15 protein-coding genes are annotated in these 16,401 nt (G+C 71.7%); 5 read left to right on the forward strand and 10 right to left on the reverse strand.

Annotation, left to right across the window (positions count from 1 at the left end; all coding sequences use genetic code 11):
• Positions 1 to 60: 60 nt before the first annotated feature.
• Entirely contained in the window at positions 61 to 2,370 is a 2,310-nt protein-coding gene (locus ACH35V_RS35150; protein WP_395979178.1) for an FxsB family cyclophane-forming radical SAM/SPASM peptide maturase, read from the reverse strand.
• Positions 2,371 to 2,388: 18 nt separating this feature from the next.
• Positions 2,389 to 2,568 (reverse strand): hypothetical protein, encoded by a 180-nt coding sequence (locus ACH35V_RS35155; RefSeq protein ID WP_131963395.1) that lies wholly within the window; start codon positions 2,566 to 2,568, stop codon positions 2,389 to 2,391.
• A 353-nt stretch (positions 2,569 to 2,921) separates the two neighbouring features.
• On the opposite strand from ACH35V_RS35155, the gene ACH35V_RS35160 reads away from it, so the two are divergent.
• Both ACH35V_RS35160 and ACH35V_RS35165 read left to right on the forward strand, forming a co-directional pair.
• On the forward strand, positions 2,922 to 3,800 hold the full coding sequence (locus tag ACH35V_RS35160) for a DUF4231 domain-containing protein (protein ID WP_395979179.1): 879 nt from the start codon (positions 2,922 to 2,924) through the stop codon (positions 3,798 to 3,800).
• Between the two features lie 39 nt (positions 3,801 to 3,839).
• Positions 3,840 to 4,331, forward strand: coding sequence for a hypothetical protein (locus ACH35V_RS35165; RefSeq protein WP_395979180.1), 492 nt, complete (start codon positions 3,840 to 3,842; stop codon positions 4,329 to 4,331).
• Here ACH35V_RS35165 and ACH35V_RS35170 read toward each other — a convergent pair whose 3' ends face one another.
• The 6 genes from ACH35V_RS35170 to ACH35V_RS35195 all read right to left on the reverse strand — a co-directional run bounded on the left by ACH35V_RS35170 (position 4,332) and on the right by ACH35V_RS35195 (position 10,854).
• On the reverse strand, positions 4,332 to 5,141 hold the full coding sequence (locus ACH35V_RS35170; protein WP_395979181.1) for a VOC family protein: 810 nt from the start codon (positions 5,139 to 5,141) through the stop codon (positions 4,332 to 4,334).
• 64 nt (positions 5,142 to 5,205) lie between these two features.
• Positions 5,206 to 5,760 (reverse strand): hypothetical protein, encoded by a 555-nt coding sequence (locus ACH35V_RS35175; RefSeq protein ID WP_395979182.1) that lies wholly within the window; start codon positions 5,758 to 5,760, stop codon positions 5,206 to 5,208.
• 42 nt (positions 5,761 to 5,802) lie between these two features.
• Positions 5,803 to 6,786 (reverse strand): DUF5954 family protein, encoded by a 984-nt coding sequence (locus tag ACH35V_RS35180; protein WP_395979183.1) that lies wholly within the window; start codon positions 6,784 to 6,786, stop codon positions 5,803 to 5,805.
• 58 nt (positions 6,787 to 6,844) lie between these two features.
• A complete protein-coding gene (locus ACH35V_RS35185) occupies positions 6,845 to 8,068 on the reverse strand; it encodes an alpha/beta hydrolase-fold protein (RefSeq protein ID WP_395979184.1) in 1,224 nt (407 codons plus the stop codon).
• Positions 8,069 to 8,180: 112 nt separating this feature from the next.
• Positions 8,181 to 9,725, reverse strand: a complete 1,545-nt coding sequence (locus ACH35V_RS35190; protein ID WP_395979185.1) for an FAD-binding oxidoreductase — start codon at positions 9,723 to 9,725, stop codon at positions 8,181 to 8,183.
• Between the two features lie 160 nt (positions 9,726 to 9,885).
• Positions 9,886 to 10,854, reverse strand: a complete 969-nt coding sequence (locus ACH35V_RS35195) for a TIGR03557 family F420-dependent LLM class oxidoreductase (RefSeq protein WP_395979186.1) — start codon at positions 10,852 to 10,854, stop codon at positions 9,886 to 9,888.
• 299 nt (positions 10,855 to 11,153) lie between these two features.
• On the opposite strand from ACH35V_RS35195, the gene ACH35V_RS35200 reads away from it, so the two are divergent.
• From ACH35V_RS35200 to ACH35V_RS35210, 3 genes are all read left to right on the forward strand, one after another.
• Positions 11,154 to 11,456 carry a hypothetical protein gene (locus ACH35V_RS35200; RefSeq protein WP_395979187.1) on the forward strand — a complete coding sequence of 101 codons (303 nt, stop codon included), beginning with the start codon at positions 11,154 to 11,156 and terminating at the stop codon, positions 11,454 to 11,456.
• A 99-nt stretch (positions 11,457 to 11,555) separates the two neighbouring features.
• Positions 11,556 to 11,810: a hypothetical protein gene (locus ACH35V_RS35205; RefSeq protein WP_395979188.1), complete on the forward strand. Its 255-nt coding sequence runs from the start codon at positions 11,556 to 11,558 to the stop codon at positions 11,808 to 11,810.
• A complete protein-coding gene (locus ACH35V_RS35210; protein WP_395979189.1) occupies positions 11,810 to 13,156 on the forward strand; it encodes a hypothetical protein in 1,347 nt (448 codons plus the stop codon). The genes ACH35V_RS35205 and ACH35V_RS35210 overlap by 1 nt, the downstream gene beginning before the upstream one ends.
• Here the strand turns inward: ACH35V_RS35210 and ACH35V_RS35215 are convergent, their stop codons facing one another.
• Positions 13,157 to 14,353 (reverse strand): PP2C family protein-serine/threonine phosphatase, encoded by a 1,197-nt coding sequence (locus tag ACH35V_RS35215; protein WP_395979190.1) that lies wholly within the window; start codon positions 14,351 to 14,353, stop codon positions 13,157 to 13,159.
• 105 nt (positions 14,354 to 14,458) lie between these two features.
• Positions 14,459 to 16,285: a serine/threonine-protein kinase gene (locus ACH35V_RS35220; protein ID WP_395979191.1), complete on the reverse strand. Its 1,827-nt coding sequence runs from the start codon at positions 16,283 to 16,285 to the stop codon at positions 14,459 to 14,461.
• Between the last annotated feature and the right edge of the window lie 116 nt (positions 16,286 to 16,401).

Here is a 16,401-nt window from a genome sequence, read left to right on the forward strand (position 1 = left end):
GGGTCCCATCAATGTATAGCGGCAGGGCCGGGGAGATTACAGCCCGTCAAATGTGGAGTTTTACCGATTCGCCGGGGTGGGCGGGAGGTCCCAGGACTCCAGCGTCCGGCGCATGGTCGCGACGAATTGCTCGCCGAGGCCGGTGAGGGCGCCCGAGTCCTGGAGCGTGCGCGCGGCGGTGACCGTCTTCGGGTACCAGTCGGCGAAGTGGCGGGCGGCCTCCGCCGCCTCTGCCGCGTCGTCCGATCGCGTCCGGCGGAGCCAGAAGTCGGCGACCGCGACGTGCGCGTACGTGCCCTGCAGCAGCCCCTCCAGCGGACGCGGGTCGCTGCGCCACGGCGCGTGGTACAGCCGGTCGTCGGACTTGTCGTACAGGTCGGCGAAGTCGAGGACGGCGCCCAGCTTCACATGCTGGAACTCGTGCAGGATCAGCAGGCACAGCTTCGCGGGGCTCTCGGGCAGCGCGATCCCGACCGAGCCGTAGGCGTCCCGCGCGGCGGAGCTGACGCTGGCGCCGGACGCGGGCGGGTCGAGCGGGACGATCGTCGTCAGCGCCTCCGCGATCGCGGGCGCGTACTCCGCGTACTCCTTCTCCAGGAGCGTCCACGCGTCCTGGAAGAAGGACTGCCACCGCGCGAACGTGCCGGCGTCGAGCCGCGGCGCGGCGGGATGGTCGTGGCAGTCGCGGAACGGGTCGAGGTCGTCGAGCACGACGGTGAAGCAGCCCGCGGTGAGGCGGCGGACGGGCTCGACCGGTCCGGCGCCGTCCACCTCGAGGATCCCGGCTTCGACGCGGACGGTGGTCTCCCGGCGGCCCGGCACCGGGTAGCGGCCGATGCCCGGGAAGTAGACGGCGCCGTCCCGCACCGGGACGGTCAGCGTGACGCTCTCGAAGGCCCGCATGGCGGCCAGGCACGCGACGGTCGCGAGGAGCCCGCCGTCGCCTTCCGGTTCCGCTGCGCCGGGCCGGCCCAGGGCGCGGAGGCGTTGCACCGCCCAGGCGCGCACGTAGGGATGCGACAGCGCCCAGTCGTAGGCGTCGGGGTTCGCGGCCCCGATGCGCTTCACCGCCTCCCAGCCCGGCGACGACGACCCGTCCTCCGGCCCCCGCCCACCGACCGCGGCGATCACGGCGCGGCGGCCGATCGCCTGCGCGGCGCCGAGCCGCGCGATCGAGGCGCGGTCGCCGTGCCCGGTCGCCACGGCGCGCACCACGGCGGGCGGCAGGACGTGCTGATGGCGGGCGATGCGCTCGTGGACGTGCTTGATCAGCGCGAACAGGTCGGCGCAGTAGACGCTGGGGTTGGCGAACCCGGACCCGTCGCCGTTGTACCGGTGGGCGAACAGGCCCCCGCCGCAGGTGGCGACGACCGGGCAGTCCCGGCAGGTGCCGCACAGGGCCGCGAGCCCGCCCTGCCGCGCCTCGATGCCCGCGTTCTTCGCGACGTCGTCGACGGAGTGCCGGAACACGTCCATGCCGGTGTCCGGGGCGCCGTCGAACGCCGTCTTCAGGGAGTCGGCCTGCTCGTAGCCGCCGTCGGTCTCGATGACCAGCACGTCGCTGGCCTCCAGGCCCAGCGACTCGGTGAAGCTCGGCCCGCCCTGGGACGCGCTGATGATCGAGTCGAAGATCCGCACCGGGACGGGACGGCCGTCGTCCAGCCACCGGTCGGCGATGACCTTCAGCCAGTCGGCGTACGCGGTCGGAGACCATCCGGACGATGACGTCAGGGACGTCCGGGGCGGCGGGCGGTCCCAGGTGTGGTGCGGCCAGAGGAAGTCGATCGCGGGCGGCTCGTGCGCGGCGAGCGCCTCATAGACGGCGATCGGGTCGTTGGCGATGTCGATGGTGCACAGCAGGCCGGAGTACAGGTCGGGATAGTCGGCGCGGAGCAGGTCGATGGCCCGGACGACCTTGTCGTAGCTGCTGCGCCCGTCGCGGTATAAGCGGTGCCGGTCGTTCGCGGCGCGGTCGCCGTCCAGCGAGATGCCGATCTTGACGTTCTCCGCGCGGAACAGGTCGCAGTACCGCTTGTCGAGCAGGACGCCGTTGGTGTGGACGCGCAGGTCGACGTCGCAGGCGCCGCGGAGCGGGGCCCGCAGCGCGGCGATGAGGGCGGCGAGGTGGCGCGGCCCGGCGAGCAGCGGTTCGCCGCCGTGCAGGATGAGGCCCACCCGCGTGAGGCCGTGGCCGCGCGCGTGGTCGGCGATGCGCTCCGCCGCGCGCTCCATGGCGGCCACGGTCATCTCGGCCGGACGCCTCCGCCAACCCTGGTCGGCGTGCTCGAACACATAGCAGTGGTCGCAGGCCAGGTCACATCTGCCGTGGACCTTGAGCACGAATTGGCGGAACAGTGTTGACGGAGGCATGACTGCTGTAATGAGATGTCAGATGAAGGAGTTGAACGCCGCGACCCGGACTGCCTCCGAACCGTCGCCGGACTTCTCATCGGTTCTGGTCAACCGTGCGACGATGCGGGCGGCGTCCGCCTCGAAAGCCAGCTCCTCGGGAGTCATCTCCCGCAGGTCGGCGAGTTCCGGCGCGCCCGCTTCCTCAACAATATTCATGATCGTCCATCCGGCCTTGGCTACAGTGCGTGGCGACATTATGCCCGTCCGCGAGAACAACTATCGTGCGGGCCGACGTCACGGCGGGCCTTGGATACCGCACCATCGAACTTTTGTGCAGACCATAAACTCGCCGCATCCGCCAGCGTCCCACAACCCACTCATCGTGTCTTCATTTCGGCCATGCCGAATCAGGTCCGGCTCGCGCACATCGTCGAAAGTTCCTGATCCGATGCGAACTGCCCGCGCGCGGTTCAGGGATTCGATGGCCGGAGCCGGACAAGCCCGAGTGGGCTGTGTGGATTTGTGCACACAGCCTTGACGCGGACAACGGCCCCCATTCCACTCAAAGTGTGGAGGCACTCGCCGAATCACACTATCCAGCCCTTTTTCGGGCAGCTGACACGAGCGCGTCCGCGGGCCAGCACCGGCTGCTCGCCGCGACCGCGCTCCGGCTCGCCGCGCTGCTGACCGCCGCCGTCCTCGGCACGCTCACCGTCCAGGTGGGCCGGATCGACGCGGCGGCGGTGGTGGCGGCCGCCGGGCTCTGCGTGGGCCTGGTCGTCGAGGTGTACCTGCTGACCGAGCGTCCCGACCGGCAGTGGTACGAGTCGAGGGCCGCGGCCGAGTCCGCCAAGACGCTCGCGTGGCGGTTCGCCGTGGCCGGGCAGCCGTTCGGCGCGGAGGACGTGGACGAGCGCGCAGCCGAGTCGCTGCTGCTGCACCGGTTCGCGGTGATCCGCGGCAACCTGCACAGCCTGGTCGTCGACCCCGACGGCGGCGGCCTCCAGGTCACCGACGAGATGCGGGAACTCCGCGGCCGCCCACTGGACGTGCGCCGCCGCGCCTACCGGGCCGGCCGCATCGACGACCAGTACCGCTGGTACTCCCGCCGCTCCAGGCAGCACGGCCGCAGCGTCGCGCGCTGGTCGGTGTTCCTGGCGTCGCTGGAGGCGTGCGGGCTGGTCGCGGCCGTCCTCGAGGCGGTGGGCGTGCTCTCGCTCGACCTGCCGGGCATCGCCGGCGCCGTCGCGGCGGGCGGCCTCGCCTGGGTGCAGACCCGGCAGCACCAGCAGCTCGCCACCGCCTACGGCATCGCGGCGCAGGAACTCGCCGAGATCGCCTCGCGGATCGAGTGGCCGGACTCGGAACCCGCCTGGGCGCATTTCGTGGACGAGGTCGAGGAGGCCATCTCCCGGGAACACACCCTCTGGTGGGCGTCCCATGTGTGACCGGCGCGGACGGCGCCCGGCGGAAAGGCAGGAGAGCCGATGCGGATCGCCATCACGGGACACCGCGACCTCGACGAGACGACCACCGCCCGTGTGGACGCGGCGATCCGCGCGCTGCTGCGGGACCACTCCGCGCGGGACATCGTGGGCGTGTCCTGCCTCGCCGACGGCGCCGACCAGATCTTCGCCCGCGCCGTCCTGGAGCTCGGCGGGCGGCTGGAGGTCATCGTGCCCGCCACCGGCTACGCCGCCGCGCTCGGCGCCCGCGCGCGGCGCGGCTTCGAGGAGCTGAAGGCCCGCGCCGCGGTGGTGCTGCCGCTGCGGCATCCCAGGCCCGGCCCCGGCCCCTACCAGGAGGCCGGGCTGGCGATGCTGGCGCGCGTCGACCGCCTCATCGCCGTCTGGGACGGCACGCCCGCGCGCGGACGCGGCGGGACCGCGGAGGTCGTCGAGTACGCCCGCAGGCAGAAGATGGACGTGCACGTCATCTGGCCCACGGGGGCGACGCGCACCGGAGCCCCCGCCGGGTGATCAGGGACGGGCGGGATCGGCGGGCCGTCCGGAGACGTCCGGGGTGATGACGGCCAGCCGCGCGCCGGCGGGGTCGGTCATGACGGAGAGCCGGCCGGGCCGGATATCGGTCGGCGGGACGTGGACGGTGGCGCCCAGCTCGGCGGCGCGGGCGGCGGTGGCGTCGCAGTCCTCGACCCAGAAGTACGGGATCCAGTGCGGCGGGAAACCGGCCGGCCACCATGCCTCGATGGGCAGCATCCCGGCCACGGACCAGTCACCGATCTTCCAGTTGGTGTAGGACGGCGCGTAGTAGGAGCGGTCGACGGCCGTCCAGCCGAACACCTTGCCGTAAAAGCGGCGCGCGTCCTGGACGTCGGTGCTGGCCAGCTCGACCCAGCAGGTGGCGCCCGGTTCGTCGACGACGCCGGCGCCCTTGATGTTGTGCGGCAGCCAGAGGGCGAACTCGGCGCCCTGCGGGTCGGAGCACAGCGCCATGCGCCCGAGGTCGGCGATGTCGGTTGGCTCGACGTTCACCGCGCCGCCCGCGTCGCCGACGGCGGCGATCGCGGCATCGAGGTCCTCGACGCGGAAGTAGCACGTCCAGGACGCGGGCTCCGTGTCGTCCACGAGCGAGTTCAGCCCGGCGACCTCCGGGCCCTGCGCGCCGCCGAGCGTGAAGATCTCGTTGTCACCCCACGCGCCCAGGGTCAGCGTGTAGGAGTCCCATCCGAAGACGCCGCGGTAGAACTCCTTGGACGCCCCGACGTCCGGGCTGGTCAGCTGGGTCCAGGCGGCGGTCCCGGGGGCGTGCTCGGTGACCTCGGGCATTCCTCCACGGTAGGAACGGCCGCGCAATCTCCTTTGCCGCGAACCGCCAAAACGTGCCCAATGTTCAGACGCCGTCGACGGTTTGGAGCAGGCCCCAGACGAAATGCGCCGCGAACGTGCCGTCGGGGGTGGCGAGCGTGGCGTGCCAGCGGCTGGGGGCGTCGCCGTCCTGGTGGGCGACGGTTCCGAAGCGCGCGGCGACGTCGCCGACGACGCAGGACCACGGGACGAGGTCGTCGACGGTGTCGAGGCGCGGCACGGGGACGCCGTCGTCGCGGACGAGCCATTCGTGCGCGACGGAGCCGTCCGGGGCCATCATGATCTCGAAGCGCAGGCCCGGCCAGAGCGACAGCCCCGTCCACCAGGCGATCTCGCAGGTCACGTCGCCGATGCTCCGCTGCTCGACGGCGCCGGGCGGGCCGAGGACGGCCTCGTAGCGGCGCTGCCCGCGCGGGAACGTCCGCGACCGGAGGATGCGCTGCCAGCGGGCGTTGACCTCCCGCATCTCGGTGCGGGACGCGTCCAGCGCGCGCATCGCGTCCTCGACGAGGCCGGGCTGGTAGTCGGCCATCCGGCGGAGCAGCACGAGCTGGAACTCCCGCCGCGCGAATCCCTTCACCGCCGCCACGCTACCGGCGAGCGCCGCGCCCCGGAGCCGCGCCTACTCGTCGTCGGCGATCCCCAGGCCGTGCGCTTCCTCGGGGTCGGGGGTGAAGGGCTCTTCGGGGTCGTGGTCGGACGGGCGGGGGCGCTCGGGCCCGTCCGGCCCGACGCGGACGACGTACTCGAAGCGGATGACGCGGAACCGGCGTCCGAGGACGGTGACCTCGGCGCGGCGCGTCCCGTCGCGGAGCAGACCGGCGGCGGCCCGGTACTCGGCGAGGACGTCCGGCGACGACGGCAGCATCATCGGCACGATCGTGTCGAAGTAGGCGGCCAGATGGTCGCGGACGCAGGCGGGGCTGTGCAGGAACGGGCCGTGCGGCGGCCACGTCCCGTTCTCCTTCTCGGCGGCGGCGAAGCGGGCGGCGAGCCGGGAGACGCGGGGATGGGTGGCGAGCGCGCGGCGGGCGTCGCGGGTCACCTCGGGCGGGACGACCGGCCCCTCGGGGACGTTCTCCCACCGCTCCCCGAGCAGGTCCGGCGAACCGGGCGTCCGCGCGGGCGGGAGCAGCCCGTGGTCGAACCGGTGGGCGTCGCGGCGGGTGCGGGGCTCGGGCAGGTCGTCGGGATCGGCGGGGCGTGGCGGCTCGGGGCCGTCCACCCCGAAGCGGCAGAACCGGTCGGCGCGGACGACGCGGAACACGCGCCCGGCGACGGTCAGCTCGTCCGGGCGGCCGCGTTCGAGGAGCGCCGCCCCGTCCCGGTACTCGTCGCGGTCGGCGGCGGAGGACGCGGCGCTCCGGGCCATGTTCCGGAACCACCAGGCGAGGGAGTCGCGGGCGTCCTGCGGCGTCATCCGCTCCATTCCGGACATCATCCAGCCGCCGTCGACCCGTTCCATCACCCCGTACGTGGGCCCGTACCAGAGCACGAGCGGGTGGGTCCGCTGCGCCCGCACCTCGCCGAGCCACGCCGACGACCACGCGGCCGACAACGAAGGGGGCAGGTCACCGGCGAGAGCCGCACCATCACTACCCGTCATGCCGTCCATCGTCACAGGGCGCGGGGGGTCGGCGCTCGCGATTCGGCCATTCGGCGGGTCAGGACTTGCGGGCGCCGATGGCGGCGGCGATCGCGGGCCAGCTCCGGTCCAGCTCGCGCTGCCAGTACTTCCAGTTGTGCATGCCGGGCCCGTAGAGGCTCGCGGTGACGGGGACTCCCGCCTCCCTGGCGGCCCGGACGAAGTCGGCCGTCATCACCCCGGCGAGCTGCTCGCCGATGCGTCCCGCGTGCCAAGGCACGGTGCCGGGGTCGTCGTAGGGGCCGGGCTGCCCGTTGCCGGACGAGACGTACACGCCGGTGCCCTTCAGCTTCGCCACCATCACGGTCGCGTCGTGCGCGCGCCAGTTCGCCCGCGCGGTGATCGGGTCGCCCCAGATCGCGGTGCCCGCCTCCCGGTTCATGGACGTCAGGATGACCGGCATGCCGGGCGCGGTGATGTTGAGCGGCCCGCTGTAGGACGCGGCGTACCGGAACACCCCGGGACGGCGTTCGGCGTAGGTGATCGCGCCCTGACCGCCGGACGACAGCCCGATCGCGGCGCGCATCGACCCGGCGCGGAAATTGCGTTCCATCAGCGGGATGACCTCGTCGATGTGGAAGGTCTCCCATTCCGGGATGCCGCCCTTGCCGCCGTTCCACCAGTTCGTGTACGAGCCTTTGAAGCCGCCTTCGGGCATGACGACCATCACGTCGTGCGAGCCGGCGGTCTTCTCGATGTCGGAGTCGTGCGTCCAGGACCCGTAGGTGTCGTTGCCGCCGTGATAGGCGTATACGACGGGCCATGACCTGCTGCTCCTGGCCGTCCATCCCTTCGGGACCATGACGCGCGTCTTCACCTTGGCGCCGAGGGCGGGGGACGCGATCGTGACGTCGAACTGCCGCGCGCTGAGTCGCTTGACGCTGCTGACGGCGGCGCCGTCGGGCGCCTTGAGGTACCCGCCGGGCCCGGCTCCGCCCGGGAGGCGCGGCCTCGTGGCGCGACCTGCGGCGTTGGTGTCGGGGTCGTCGGGGCTGGGCGAGCCGTTGCCCGTCCTGAACGGGTTCGTGCCCGGCGGGACGCGGGGCAGCTTCGGCGAAGGGGTCGACCCGGGCTTCGTCGGAGGCCCGAAGGACGGGACCGGCTCGGCGTCTCCCCGGGCCTCCGACCGCTCCTTCGGCACGCCGACGCCCGCCTGCGCGAGGCCGACCATGACGGCGGGCAGCAGCACGACCGCCGCAGCCGTCCCCGCGATGGCGATCTTCCTGTCCGTACGCTTCTTCATGCGCTCCCCAGCCGCCCGCCGAAGAAACTACTGTTCCCGCCGCCGGAGCCGCAAGCATTGACATTCAATGCAATAAAGGCGAGACGATCGGTGACGCGGCGTCACCGCTCCGTCATGGGGCGCCGTCCAGGCGGATGGACTGCTCGTGCGAGAACACGTTCAGCGGATCCCAGTGCCGCTTCACTTCCTGGAGCCGCTCGTAGGCGTCCTTGTAGTAGAGCGTCTCCCATGACTGGCCCGACTCGTTCCAGCGCTCGTCGTTCAGGTCGACGTCGGGGTATCCGATGTAGCAGCCGTCCGTGACGTCGCCGTCCGCGACGGGCACTCCCCCGGTCTCCGCGAACGTCGCCTTGTAGATGTCGCGGATCCAGGCGATGTGCGTGTCCTCCTCGACGTCCTGCCTCGTCCAGTAGACCTGGTATTGCATTTTGAGAATGGAGTCGCGCTGCCGCGCCGCCGTGTCGTGCAGAGGACTGTTGACGGCGCTCCCGTACGAGTCGACCTGGATGAGCGCCTGCTTGTTCACGTAATCGACGTACTCCTCATTGCCGAGATACGCCCACATCGCGTCGATCTGCTGCTCGGTGAACGGTTTCCGCAGGTAGGCCGACTTGTACTTGCCGCAGCGGTTCTCCCCACTCGCGTTCAGCGCCTGCGTGGCCGTCAGCCACGGCATCACCCGCGGAATGTCCAGGTGGACGAAATGCTCGCCCATCGCCGTCCTCATCTGCGTCGCGTCCGGACCGATCCGCCCGTCGACGGCCGCGATGAAGTCGCTCATCGCCCGCGGGCCGTCCGGGTCGTCGACGTCCACCTGCGCCAGCAGCCCGAGCTGGCCGTTGCTGACGTGGTTGAGCTTGAGCATCGCGAACAGTTTCCCGGCCGCCGTGGAAGCGTCCTGATTGTCGCGGAAGTACTCCGCGTACGCGTTCACCAATGTGGCGAACTCGTCCTTGGTGAAGTCTTCCCAATCCCACGCCATCGCGGTCAGCAGCACCCGCGTCGGCGGCTCCGGCAGCCCGCGGAACCAGAACCGGGTGACGATCCCGAAATTCCCCCCGCCGCCTCCGGTGTGCGCCCACAACAACTCGCTCAACGGCTCTTCGTCGTCCCGCTTGGCGACGACCAGCCGCGCCGTCTTGTCGGCGTCCACCACCGCCACCTCGACCGCGTACAGGTAGTCGACGGTGAGCCCGTGCTGCCGCGACAGCAGCCCGAACCCGCCCGCCGGGATGTGCCCGCCGAGCCCGACCGAGTAGCACGACCCGCCGGGCAGCGCCTTCCGGCTCGCCGGATACAGGTGGCTGTAGACGTGCCAGTTCGTCGCCCCGGCCTCCACGCAGTACGCCTTCATCGCGCTGTCGTAGTACATCCCGTACATCGGGCTCAGGTCGAGGATCACCCGCACGTCGTCACCGCAGACGAAGTCCTCGTAGCAGTGCCCGCCGGACTTCACCGTGATCCGCGTCCGCTCCGGGTCCTGCGGCTCCTCGTTCACCGCGTCGGCGAGCGCCGCCACCACCTCGTCGGGCGTCCGCACGAGCCGCACGTACTCCGGCTCGGCGATCCACCGCTGATTGAACCCCCGGCTCAGAGCCGGATACCGCTTGTCGCCGGGTCGGACAGTCGTGCTGGGCAGTGCCGGGACCTCGCTCATGCCATCGCCTCCGCGCCTCGAACCAGAACCGCAGAGAACCCTTCCCCGCCACCCCGCCCGGTAGCCGATCAGCAACGCACAGTTAGCCCCCCGGCCACCCCCGGCGGCGAGGGCGGTCCGCAGACTTGACGGCGCTCGGCGTGCCTAGGGATTGGCGTGTCTAGGGGAAGTGTTGGCGGAGGGTGGGGAGGAGGTCGGCCTCCGCCCAGGTGCGGAAGTCCTTCTGGTGGTCGGGGCCGGACTGGCAGAAGGAGATGTGGGTGAAGCCCGCGTCGGCCCACTGCTGGACGGCCTGGACGTAGTCGTCCACCTTGTTGCCGCACGGGACCGACTTGGCGACGTCTTCAGGGCGGACGGTCCCGGCGGCGGCCTCGAAGTTGACCGGGCCTGGCAGCTCGGCCATGACCTTCCAGGCGGGAACCGAGAACCTCCAGATGCGGTGGGCGCGCTGGACGCACTCGTTGTAGTCGTCGCCGTAGGCGACGGGGATCTGGCCGTAGACGGGTTTGCCCGCGCCGCCCTCCTTGTGGAAGAGGTCGACGACGTTGCCTACGGGCTGGTCGGAGACGAGGACGTCGGCGTGGCGGGCGGCGAGGCGGCCGGCGCGGGGGCCGTAGGCGGCCATTCCGATCGGGACGGGGCGGTCGGGCAGGTCGTACAGCTTCGCCGAGTCGACGGTGAAGTGCCGGCCCCGGTAGTTGACGTAGTCGCCGCCGAACAGCGCCCTGATGATCTCGACGGCCTCCTCGAACATCTCGTGCCGGACGTCCACCGAGGGCCAGCCGCGGCCGACGACGTGCTCGTTCAGGTTCTCGCCCGAGCCGAGGCCGAGCGTGAACCGTCCGTCCGAGAGGACGCCCATCGTAGCGGCCTTCTGCGCCACCACCGCCGGGTGGTAGCGCATGATCGGGCACGTCACGAACGTCATCAGCGGGATGCGGTGGGTGGCCTGCGCGAGCGCGCCGAGCACCGACCAGGCGTAGGCCGAGTGGCCCTGGTCCTCAAGCCACGGGAAATAGTGGTCGGAGATGACCGAGTAGCCGAAGCCGGCCTCTTCCGCCTCCACCAGGTCGGCGACGAGTTGCTTGGGCGGCGTCTGCTCGCAGAGCAGTGTGTATCCGAATTCCATGCCGGCTCGCCTACCCGTCCGGACGGGCCGAATCGTCAAGACATGGTCAGGCTCAGTATTTGAGGCGGTCGACCATTTCCTGTCCTTCCTGGTCAGCGTGCCCCTACGGCTCCCTGCCCGCAGTGCCTCCGCGCCGCCCCCGACCGCAGCACGCCACGGCGAGCCTGGTAGGGCCTTACTTGGCCACTGTGAGTGACATCTGCTATACGTAGAGCTACCTCGCCTCGACCTGAGGCGTGGAAAGGGACATCCGGTATCCACCTTGAGAACCGGGCGTGACAAGGGAGAAAAGGAACCACATGAAGTCCTTCAGCTACAGCGAGCTGGACAAGCTGGCCGGCGAGGTCCTGCCGGAGCGCGCCGTTCTGTCCACCCTCCTCGTCGGTGGCGGCGACGACAACGAGAACGAGAACTTCAACCTCAACCACGGCGGTGGCCACGGCGGCCACGACGGCGGCGGCACCACCGCGGTCGTGCCGAACTGCCAGGCGGTCAACAACAACCCGCAGGGTGGACTCATCGGCGGTCTGGGCCTCAGCTCCAACAACCCGACCTCCTCGTTCACCTGCGCCAGCAGCTCGGTGGTCGCGTCGGGCCACTGATCCGGCACGGCATGACAGCGGGCCTCGGCCCGCTTGGGAAGGGCTGGCGTTCTCCCGCCAGCCCTTCCCCCTCTTTCCGCACAAGGCGAAAGCGAACCGATGAGCGACACGCACCCTCATACCTTCAGTTACGCGGACCTCGACCGGCTCGTCCCCGAGGTCCTCCCCGGGCGGCTCCTGCTGTCCACCGCCGCGCCGCTCGGCGGAGGCGACGACGGCAGCACCACGATCGTGTACTCCTGCCAGGCGACCCACTCCCCCGGCAACGCCGGCCTCCTCGGCACCGGCCTGTTCGCGCAGGCGCCGTACTCCTCCCTGACCTGCGTTCCCGGCACCGTCGTCCAGCAGCACTGATGGGGACCCCCACCACAGCGTCCGTGGACGGCGCCGGCGCGCCCGCGGCCCTCACCCTGCCCAGGCTCGTCGACGGCGCGGAACTCCTCGGCGAGTTCAAGAACTCCGGCTACCGGGAGGCGCCCCAGCTCGTCCGGCTGCCGAACGGCCAGCTCGTCCGGCTGCCGCCGCTGCTGTACATCGTCGTCAAGGCGCTCCAGGAGCACCGCGGGCTCGCGGACGGCGACGTCGCGCACGCCCTCGACCGGGTCGCCGGGACGGTCAGCGAGGAGGCGGGCGCGCGGCTCACCGCCGAGCAGATCGTCTACCTGGCCGACCGCAAGCTCGCCCCGCTCGGCGTCACCACCTACAGCGACGGGACGGAGCCCACGTCCGTCAAGGCCGACCCGTTCCTCGCGCTGAAGTGGCGGGTCGCGGTGTTCCCCGAGTCGTTCACCTGGTTCGTCGGCGGCGTGTTCGGCTGGCTGTTCCGGCCCGTGGTGCTGGCGCTGATGCTCGCCGCGTTCGTGGCCGGCGAGGCTTGGATGCTCACCACCGGGTCGGTGGCGGACGCGCTCGCGGCCACGATCCTCAACCCGGTCAGCATCCTGCTGGTCATGGGCCTCGGGGTCGCGTCGGTCGCGTTCCACGAGTTCGGGCACGCCAGCGCCTGCCGGTACGGCGGCGTCCGGCCCGGCGTCATGGGCTGCGGCATCTACCTCGTCTGGCCGGCGTTCTACACCGACATCACCGAGTCGTACCGGCTCGGCCGCGGCGGGCGGCTCCGCGCCGACCTCGCCGGCGTCTACTTCAACGCGATCTTCATCGTCGGGCTGGCGCTGGCGTACCACCAGACGGGGTTCGAGCCGCTGCTCGTCACCGTCCTGTACGTCAACATGCAGATGTTCCAGCAGCTCCTGCCGACGCTGCGGTTCGACGGGTACTACATCATGTCCGACCTGATCGGCATCCCCGACCTGTTCAAGTACATCGGGCCGATCCTGCGCCGGACGCTGCTGCGCCGCCCCCGCGACGCGCAGCTGGACGACCTCAAGCGCTGGCCGCAGATCTTCGTCACGCTCTGGGTGCTGACCGTGGTGCCGGTGCTCATCTTCCAGATCGGCCTCATCCTCAGCCAGGTCCCCGACCTGGTCGCCAAGGACTGGTGGATGATGCGGCGGCTCGCGTCCGAGGCCGCGCACGGCGCCGGGGTGCTCGAACTCGTCACCTCCGGGCTGCAGATCGTCCTGCTCGTGCTGCCGCTGGCCGGTGTCGCGCTGATCCTGTACGGGGTGGGCCGCGGGCTGGTGCGGTGGGCCGTCCGGTACGTGCAGGGCCCCGCGCCGGAGTCGACGCCCGGCGTCTGATCACGCCCGGACGGACGCGGACGGGCCGTGCCATTCCAGGATCAGGACGGTGGCGTCGTCGTCCAGGCGTCCCTCATGGTGTTCGAGGATGCTGCGGACGAGCCGCCGCAGCGTCTCGGGGACGGGCAGCCCGTCGGCCTCGCGCTTGATGACGAAGTCGGTGAACCGGTCCAGGCCGAACTCCCGCTTGTCCGGGTCGCGTGCCTCCACGATGCCGTCGGTGTAGAGCAGGATGCGGTCGCCGGGCTGGAGCTGCTCGCCGCACAGCTCCGGGACGACGCCGAGCCCCGTGCCGAGCGGCGTGCCGGGACGGCCTTCCAGCGTGGTCACCCAGCGCCCCGCGCGGATGACCACCGGCCCGGGGTGGCCGTGCGAGATCCACGACACGACGCCGGACCGGAGGTCGAGCTCCATCAGCACGGCGGTGACGAACCGTCCGTCGCCGTCCTGGTCGATCAGCACCCGCTCGATCGCCCGCCCCGTCTCGATGAGGTTCGCGCCGTGCAGCCGGCTGTTGCGGCAGGCGGCGATCGCGAGGCTGGACGTCAGCCCGGCGGTGGTGTCGTGCCCCATCGCGTCGAAGATCGCGAGGTGCACGGTGTCGCCGGCCAGCGCGTAGTCGAAGGTGTCGCCGCCGAGGTTGTACGCCGGTTCGAGCGCGGCGCCGATGACGACCTGGTCGTTGGCGAAGGTCATCGGGGGGAGCAGCCGCCACTGCATCTCCGCCGACACCGTCATGTCCCTGGTGCGCACCAGCCGGGACAGCGAGTCGCTGTACGGGCCCTTGCTGACGATCATCAGCGCGACCAGGCCGGCCAGGTACTCGGCGTCGTCCTTGGCGCGGTCGTCGTCCTGGCGGATCGTGGCCCTGAGCACCCCGATCCGCTCGGAGCCGTCGAGGATCGGCAGCCAGTACTGGCAGGTCCCGTCGTCGAACACCTGGCCGGTCACCGGCTCCACGGTCTGGAACGCCCGGCCCGCGATGGTGCCCTCGATCTTCAGCTCGGCGGCTTCCCGCCCCGGGTCCCGCGCGGCGTCCTCGCCCTTGCCGGTGAGCAGGCGCAGCACGGTCTGCTGCAGGTCCGCCATGTAGATCACCGCGTCGTGCAGGCCCGCGTCGGCGGCGTGCCGGGCCACCGCGCCCGGCAGCTGCTCCATCGACATCAGGTGGCTGGCCGCCACGAGCTCTCTCAGCATCGGTCGCCGTCCCGCGTCATCCGCTCCCTGCCTGCCCGGTCCATTCGGGGCGGCGTACCCGCTGAGGCCGCGCCCATGTCGCGGCCCCAGGTCGAGCACGGCAGGTCAGCTGCGGGACGGGGAGGGCGCGGCGGGCAGCATCGCCGCGATCTCGGGCTTCAGCAGCTCGCGGACGGTCGCGTACGCGGCCCCGAAGTTCAGGTTGCCGCAGCCGTCGCTGCCGCCGGCGAGATAGGAGAGCTGGAACTCGGCGGGCGTGAAGAACGCGCTCAGGGTCGGCGGAGTCGCCTTCGCCCCCGGAAGGCGCGCCTCGCTGGGCAGGAAGTCGGAGCGCTTGAACCGCCCGTCGGAGCTGCAGTCGTCCCATTCGCGTTCGTGGGCGACCGGGTGCTGCGCGACGAGCGAGCGGATCCGGGTCACGCCCGCGTCCGTCAGCGCGGTCGGACGGAACACGTCGGTGTTGGTGAGCCTGCGGCCGGTGCGCAGGTCGACGGTGACGACCTCGCCGCCGGGCGACCCGTCCGCCTGCTGGCACCAGTCGTTGAGCTGGAAGTAGCGGACGGACACCAGGCGCGGGCCGCGGAGCCCGAGCCTGGTCTCCACGCCCAGCTTCACCGGCTTCCCCCGGCAGTCGACCTTGGCCGAGGTTTCCCGCGCCATCGCGATGAGGCGGTCGATCGGCCCGCGCAGCTCGGCGTTGATCCGGCGCTCCAGGGCCGGGTCGCGCAGGCCGCCGACGGTCGGGTAGCGCGCGTTCTGGATCTGGATCGGCGTCGTGCCGCCGGTGATCGTCCGGGTGTCGGCGGCCATGGTCACGACCGCGACGGGGGCGGGGGCCGGCTCGGTGCTGTCCTGCGCGACGTAGACGCCGCCCGCCGTCGTGGCGACGACCGCGGCTCCGGCGGCGGCCATCGCGCCCTTGCCCGCGGTCGTGGCGAGGAAGCCCTTGCTCACGGACGCTCCCACGGTGCCGCTCGTTCCGGCGGCGCCGCTCGCGCCCGCCGTCCCGGCCGCGCCGGCCGTCCCGGCCGCGCCGGCCGTGCCCGCCGTCGCGGACGCCGCCCCCGGGAACGTGAGCGCCGCGAGCGGGAACAGCGCGGCCAGCGCCGCCGCGGCGGCCGCCAGCGCGCGGACGCCCCGCTGCTCCCAGTCGCCCCCGTACGCGGCGGCGGCCGCGGACTCCAGCATGGTCACGAACGACGCCGCGCCGAGCGGCCGCTCCCCCGGGTCCTTCGCCATGCCCTGCAGGACGAGCGGGCGCAGCGGCTCCGGCACGTCCGCCACGTCGACGGGCCCGGTGAGGTGCTGGTTCATCAGCACCGCCCGCTCGGCCGCGGCGAACGGCCGCCGTCCCGTCACGCACTCGAAGAAGACGCAGGTCGCCGCGTACACGTCGGTGGAGGGCGAGGACGCCTCACCGCGCCACTGCTCCGGCGCCATGTACACGGGCGTCCCGGCGGACGAGCCCTGCCCGGCCAGCACGGCCACGCCGAAGTCCACCAGCTTGCTGAGCCCGTCGGGCTGGACGACGACGTTCGCCGGCTTGTAGTCGCGGTGGACGACGCCGACCGCGTGCGCGGCGGCGAGCCCGAGCAGCGAGCCCTTCAGGACGAGCAGCGCCGCCTCCGGGGCGAGCCTCCCGTGCTCGCGCAGCACCTCCTTCAGCGACGCGCCGTTGATCGCCTCCATCACGATCGCGGCGCCGTGCTCGCTCTCGGTGAACCGGTAGAGGCGCGCCACGTACGGGCTCGTCAGCCGGCCGAGCATCTGCGCCTCCGACCGCAGCGCCGCGACCGCCCCCGGATCGCCCTGCACGAGGTACTTGATCGCGACGGGCGTGCCCGACTGGGTGTGGTGGGCGAGGACGACCCGTCCCTGCGCTCCGCGTCCGAGTTCGCGGTCCTCGGTGAATTCCGCCAGCCGCCAGTCCATCCCGCGCTCCCTGAACTTCCTCGCTCATGTTCCACAGGACGCTGACGCCGCTGCGTGAGGAAAGGTTCGCGGATCGTCCCGCCGGCCGCCACCCCCGATCCGCCGGGGTTCCGTGC

Origin of the sequence: Actinomadura sp. 1N219 (assembly GCF_044326405.1) — a bacterium.
Classification (GTDB): Bacteria; Actinomycetota; Actinomycetes; order Streptosporangiales; family Streptosporangiaceae; genus Spirillospora.

Bases quoted from the DNA above. Each gene is read 5' to 3' on its own strand.
- ACH35V_RS35150 (WP_395979178.1), bottom strand. From the start codon at position 2,370: ATGCCTCCGTCAACACTGTTCCGCCAATTCGTGCTCAAGGTCCACGGC.
- ACH35V_RS35155 (WP_131963395.1), bottom strand. From the start codon at position 2,568: ATGAATATTGTTGAGGAAGCGGGCGCGCCGGAACTCGCCGACCTGCGG.
- ACH35V_RS35165 (WP_395979180.1), top strand. From the start codon at position 3,840: ATGCGGATCGCCATCACGGGACACCGCGACCTCGACGAGACGACCACC.
- ACH35V_RS35170 (WP_395979181.1), bottom strand. From the start codon at position 5,141: ATGCCCGAGGTCACCGAGCACGCCCCCGGGACCGCCGCCTGGACCCAG.
- ACH35V_RS35180 (WP_395979183.1), bottom strand. From the start codon at position 6,786: ATGACGGGTAGTGATGGTGCGGCTCTCGCCGGTGACCTGCCCCCTTCG.
- ACH35V_RS35185 (WP_395979184.1), bottom strand. From the start codon at position 8,068: ATGAAGAAGCGTACGGACAGGAAGATCGCCATCGCGGGGACGGCTGCG.
- ACH35V_RS35190 (WP_395979185.1), bottom strand. From the start codon at position 9,725: ATGAGCGAGGTCCCGGCACTGCCCAGCACGACTGTCCGACCCGGCGAC.
- ACH35V_RS35195 (WP_395979186.1), bottom strand. From the start codon at position 10,854: ATGGAATTCGGATACACACTGCTCTGCGAGCAGACGCCGCCCAAGCAA.
- ACH35V_RS35200 (WP_395979187.1), top strand. From the start codon at position 11,154: ATGAAGTCCTTCAGCTACAGCGAGCTGGACAAGCTGGCCGGCGAGGTC.
- ACH35V_RS35205 (WP_395979188.1), top strand. From the start codon at position 11,556: ATGAGCGACACGCACCCTCATACCTTCAGTTACGCGGACCTCGACCGG.
- ACH35V_RS35210 (WP_395979189.1), top strand. From the start codon at position 11,810: ATGGGGACCCCCACCACAGCGTCCGTGGACGGCGCCGGCGCGCCCGCG.
- ACH35V_RS35215 (WP_395979190.1), bottom strand. From the start codon at position 14,353: ATGCTGAGAGAGCTCGTGGCGGCCAGCCACCTGATGTCGATGGAGCAG.
- ACH35V_RS35220 (WP_395979191.1), bottom strand. From the start codon at position 16,285: ATGGACTGGCGGCTGGCGGAATTCACCGAGGACCGCGAACTCGGACGC.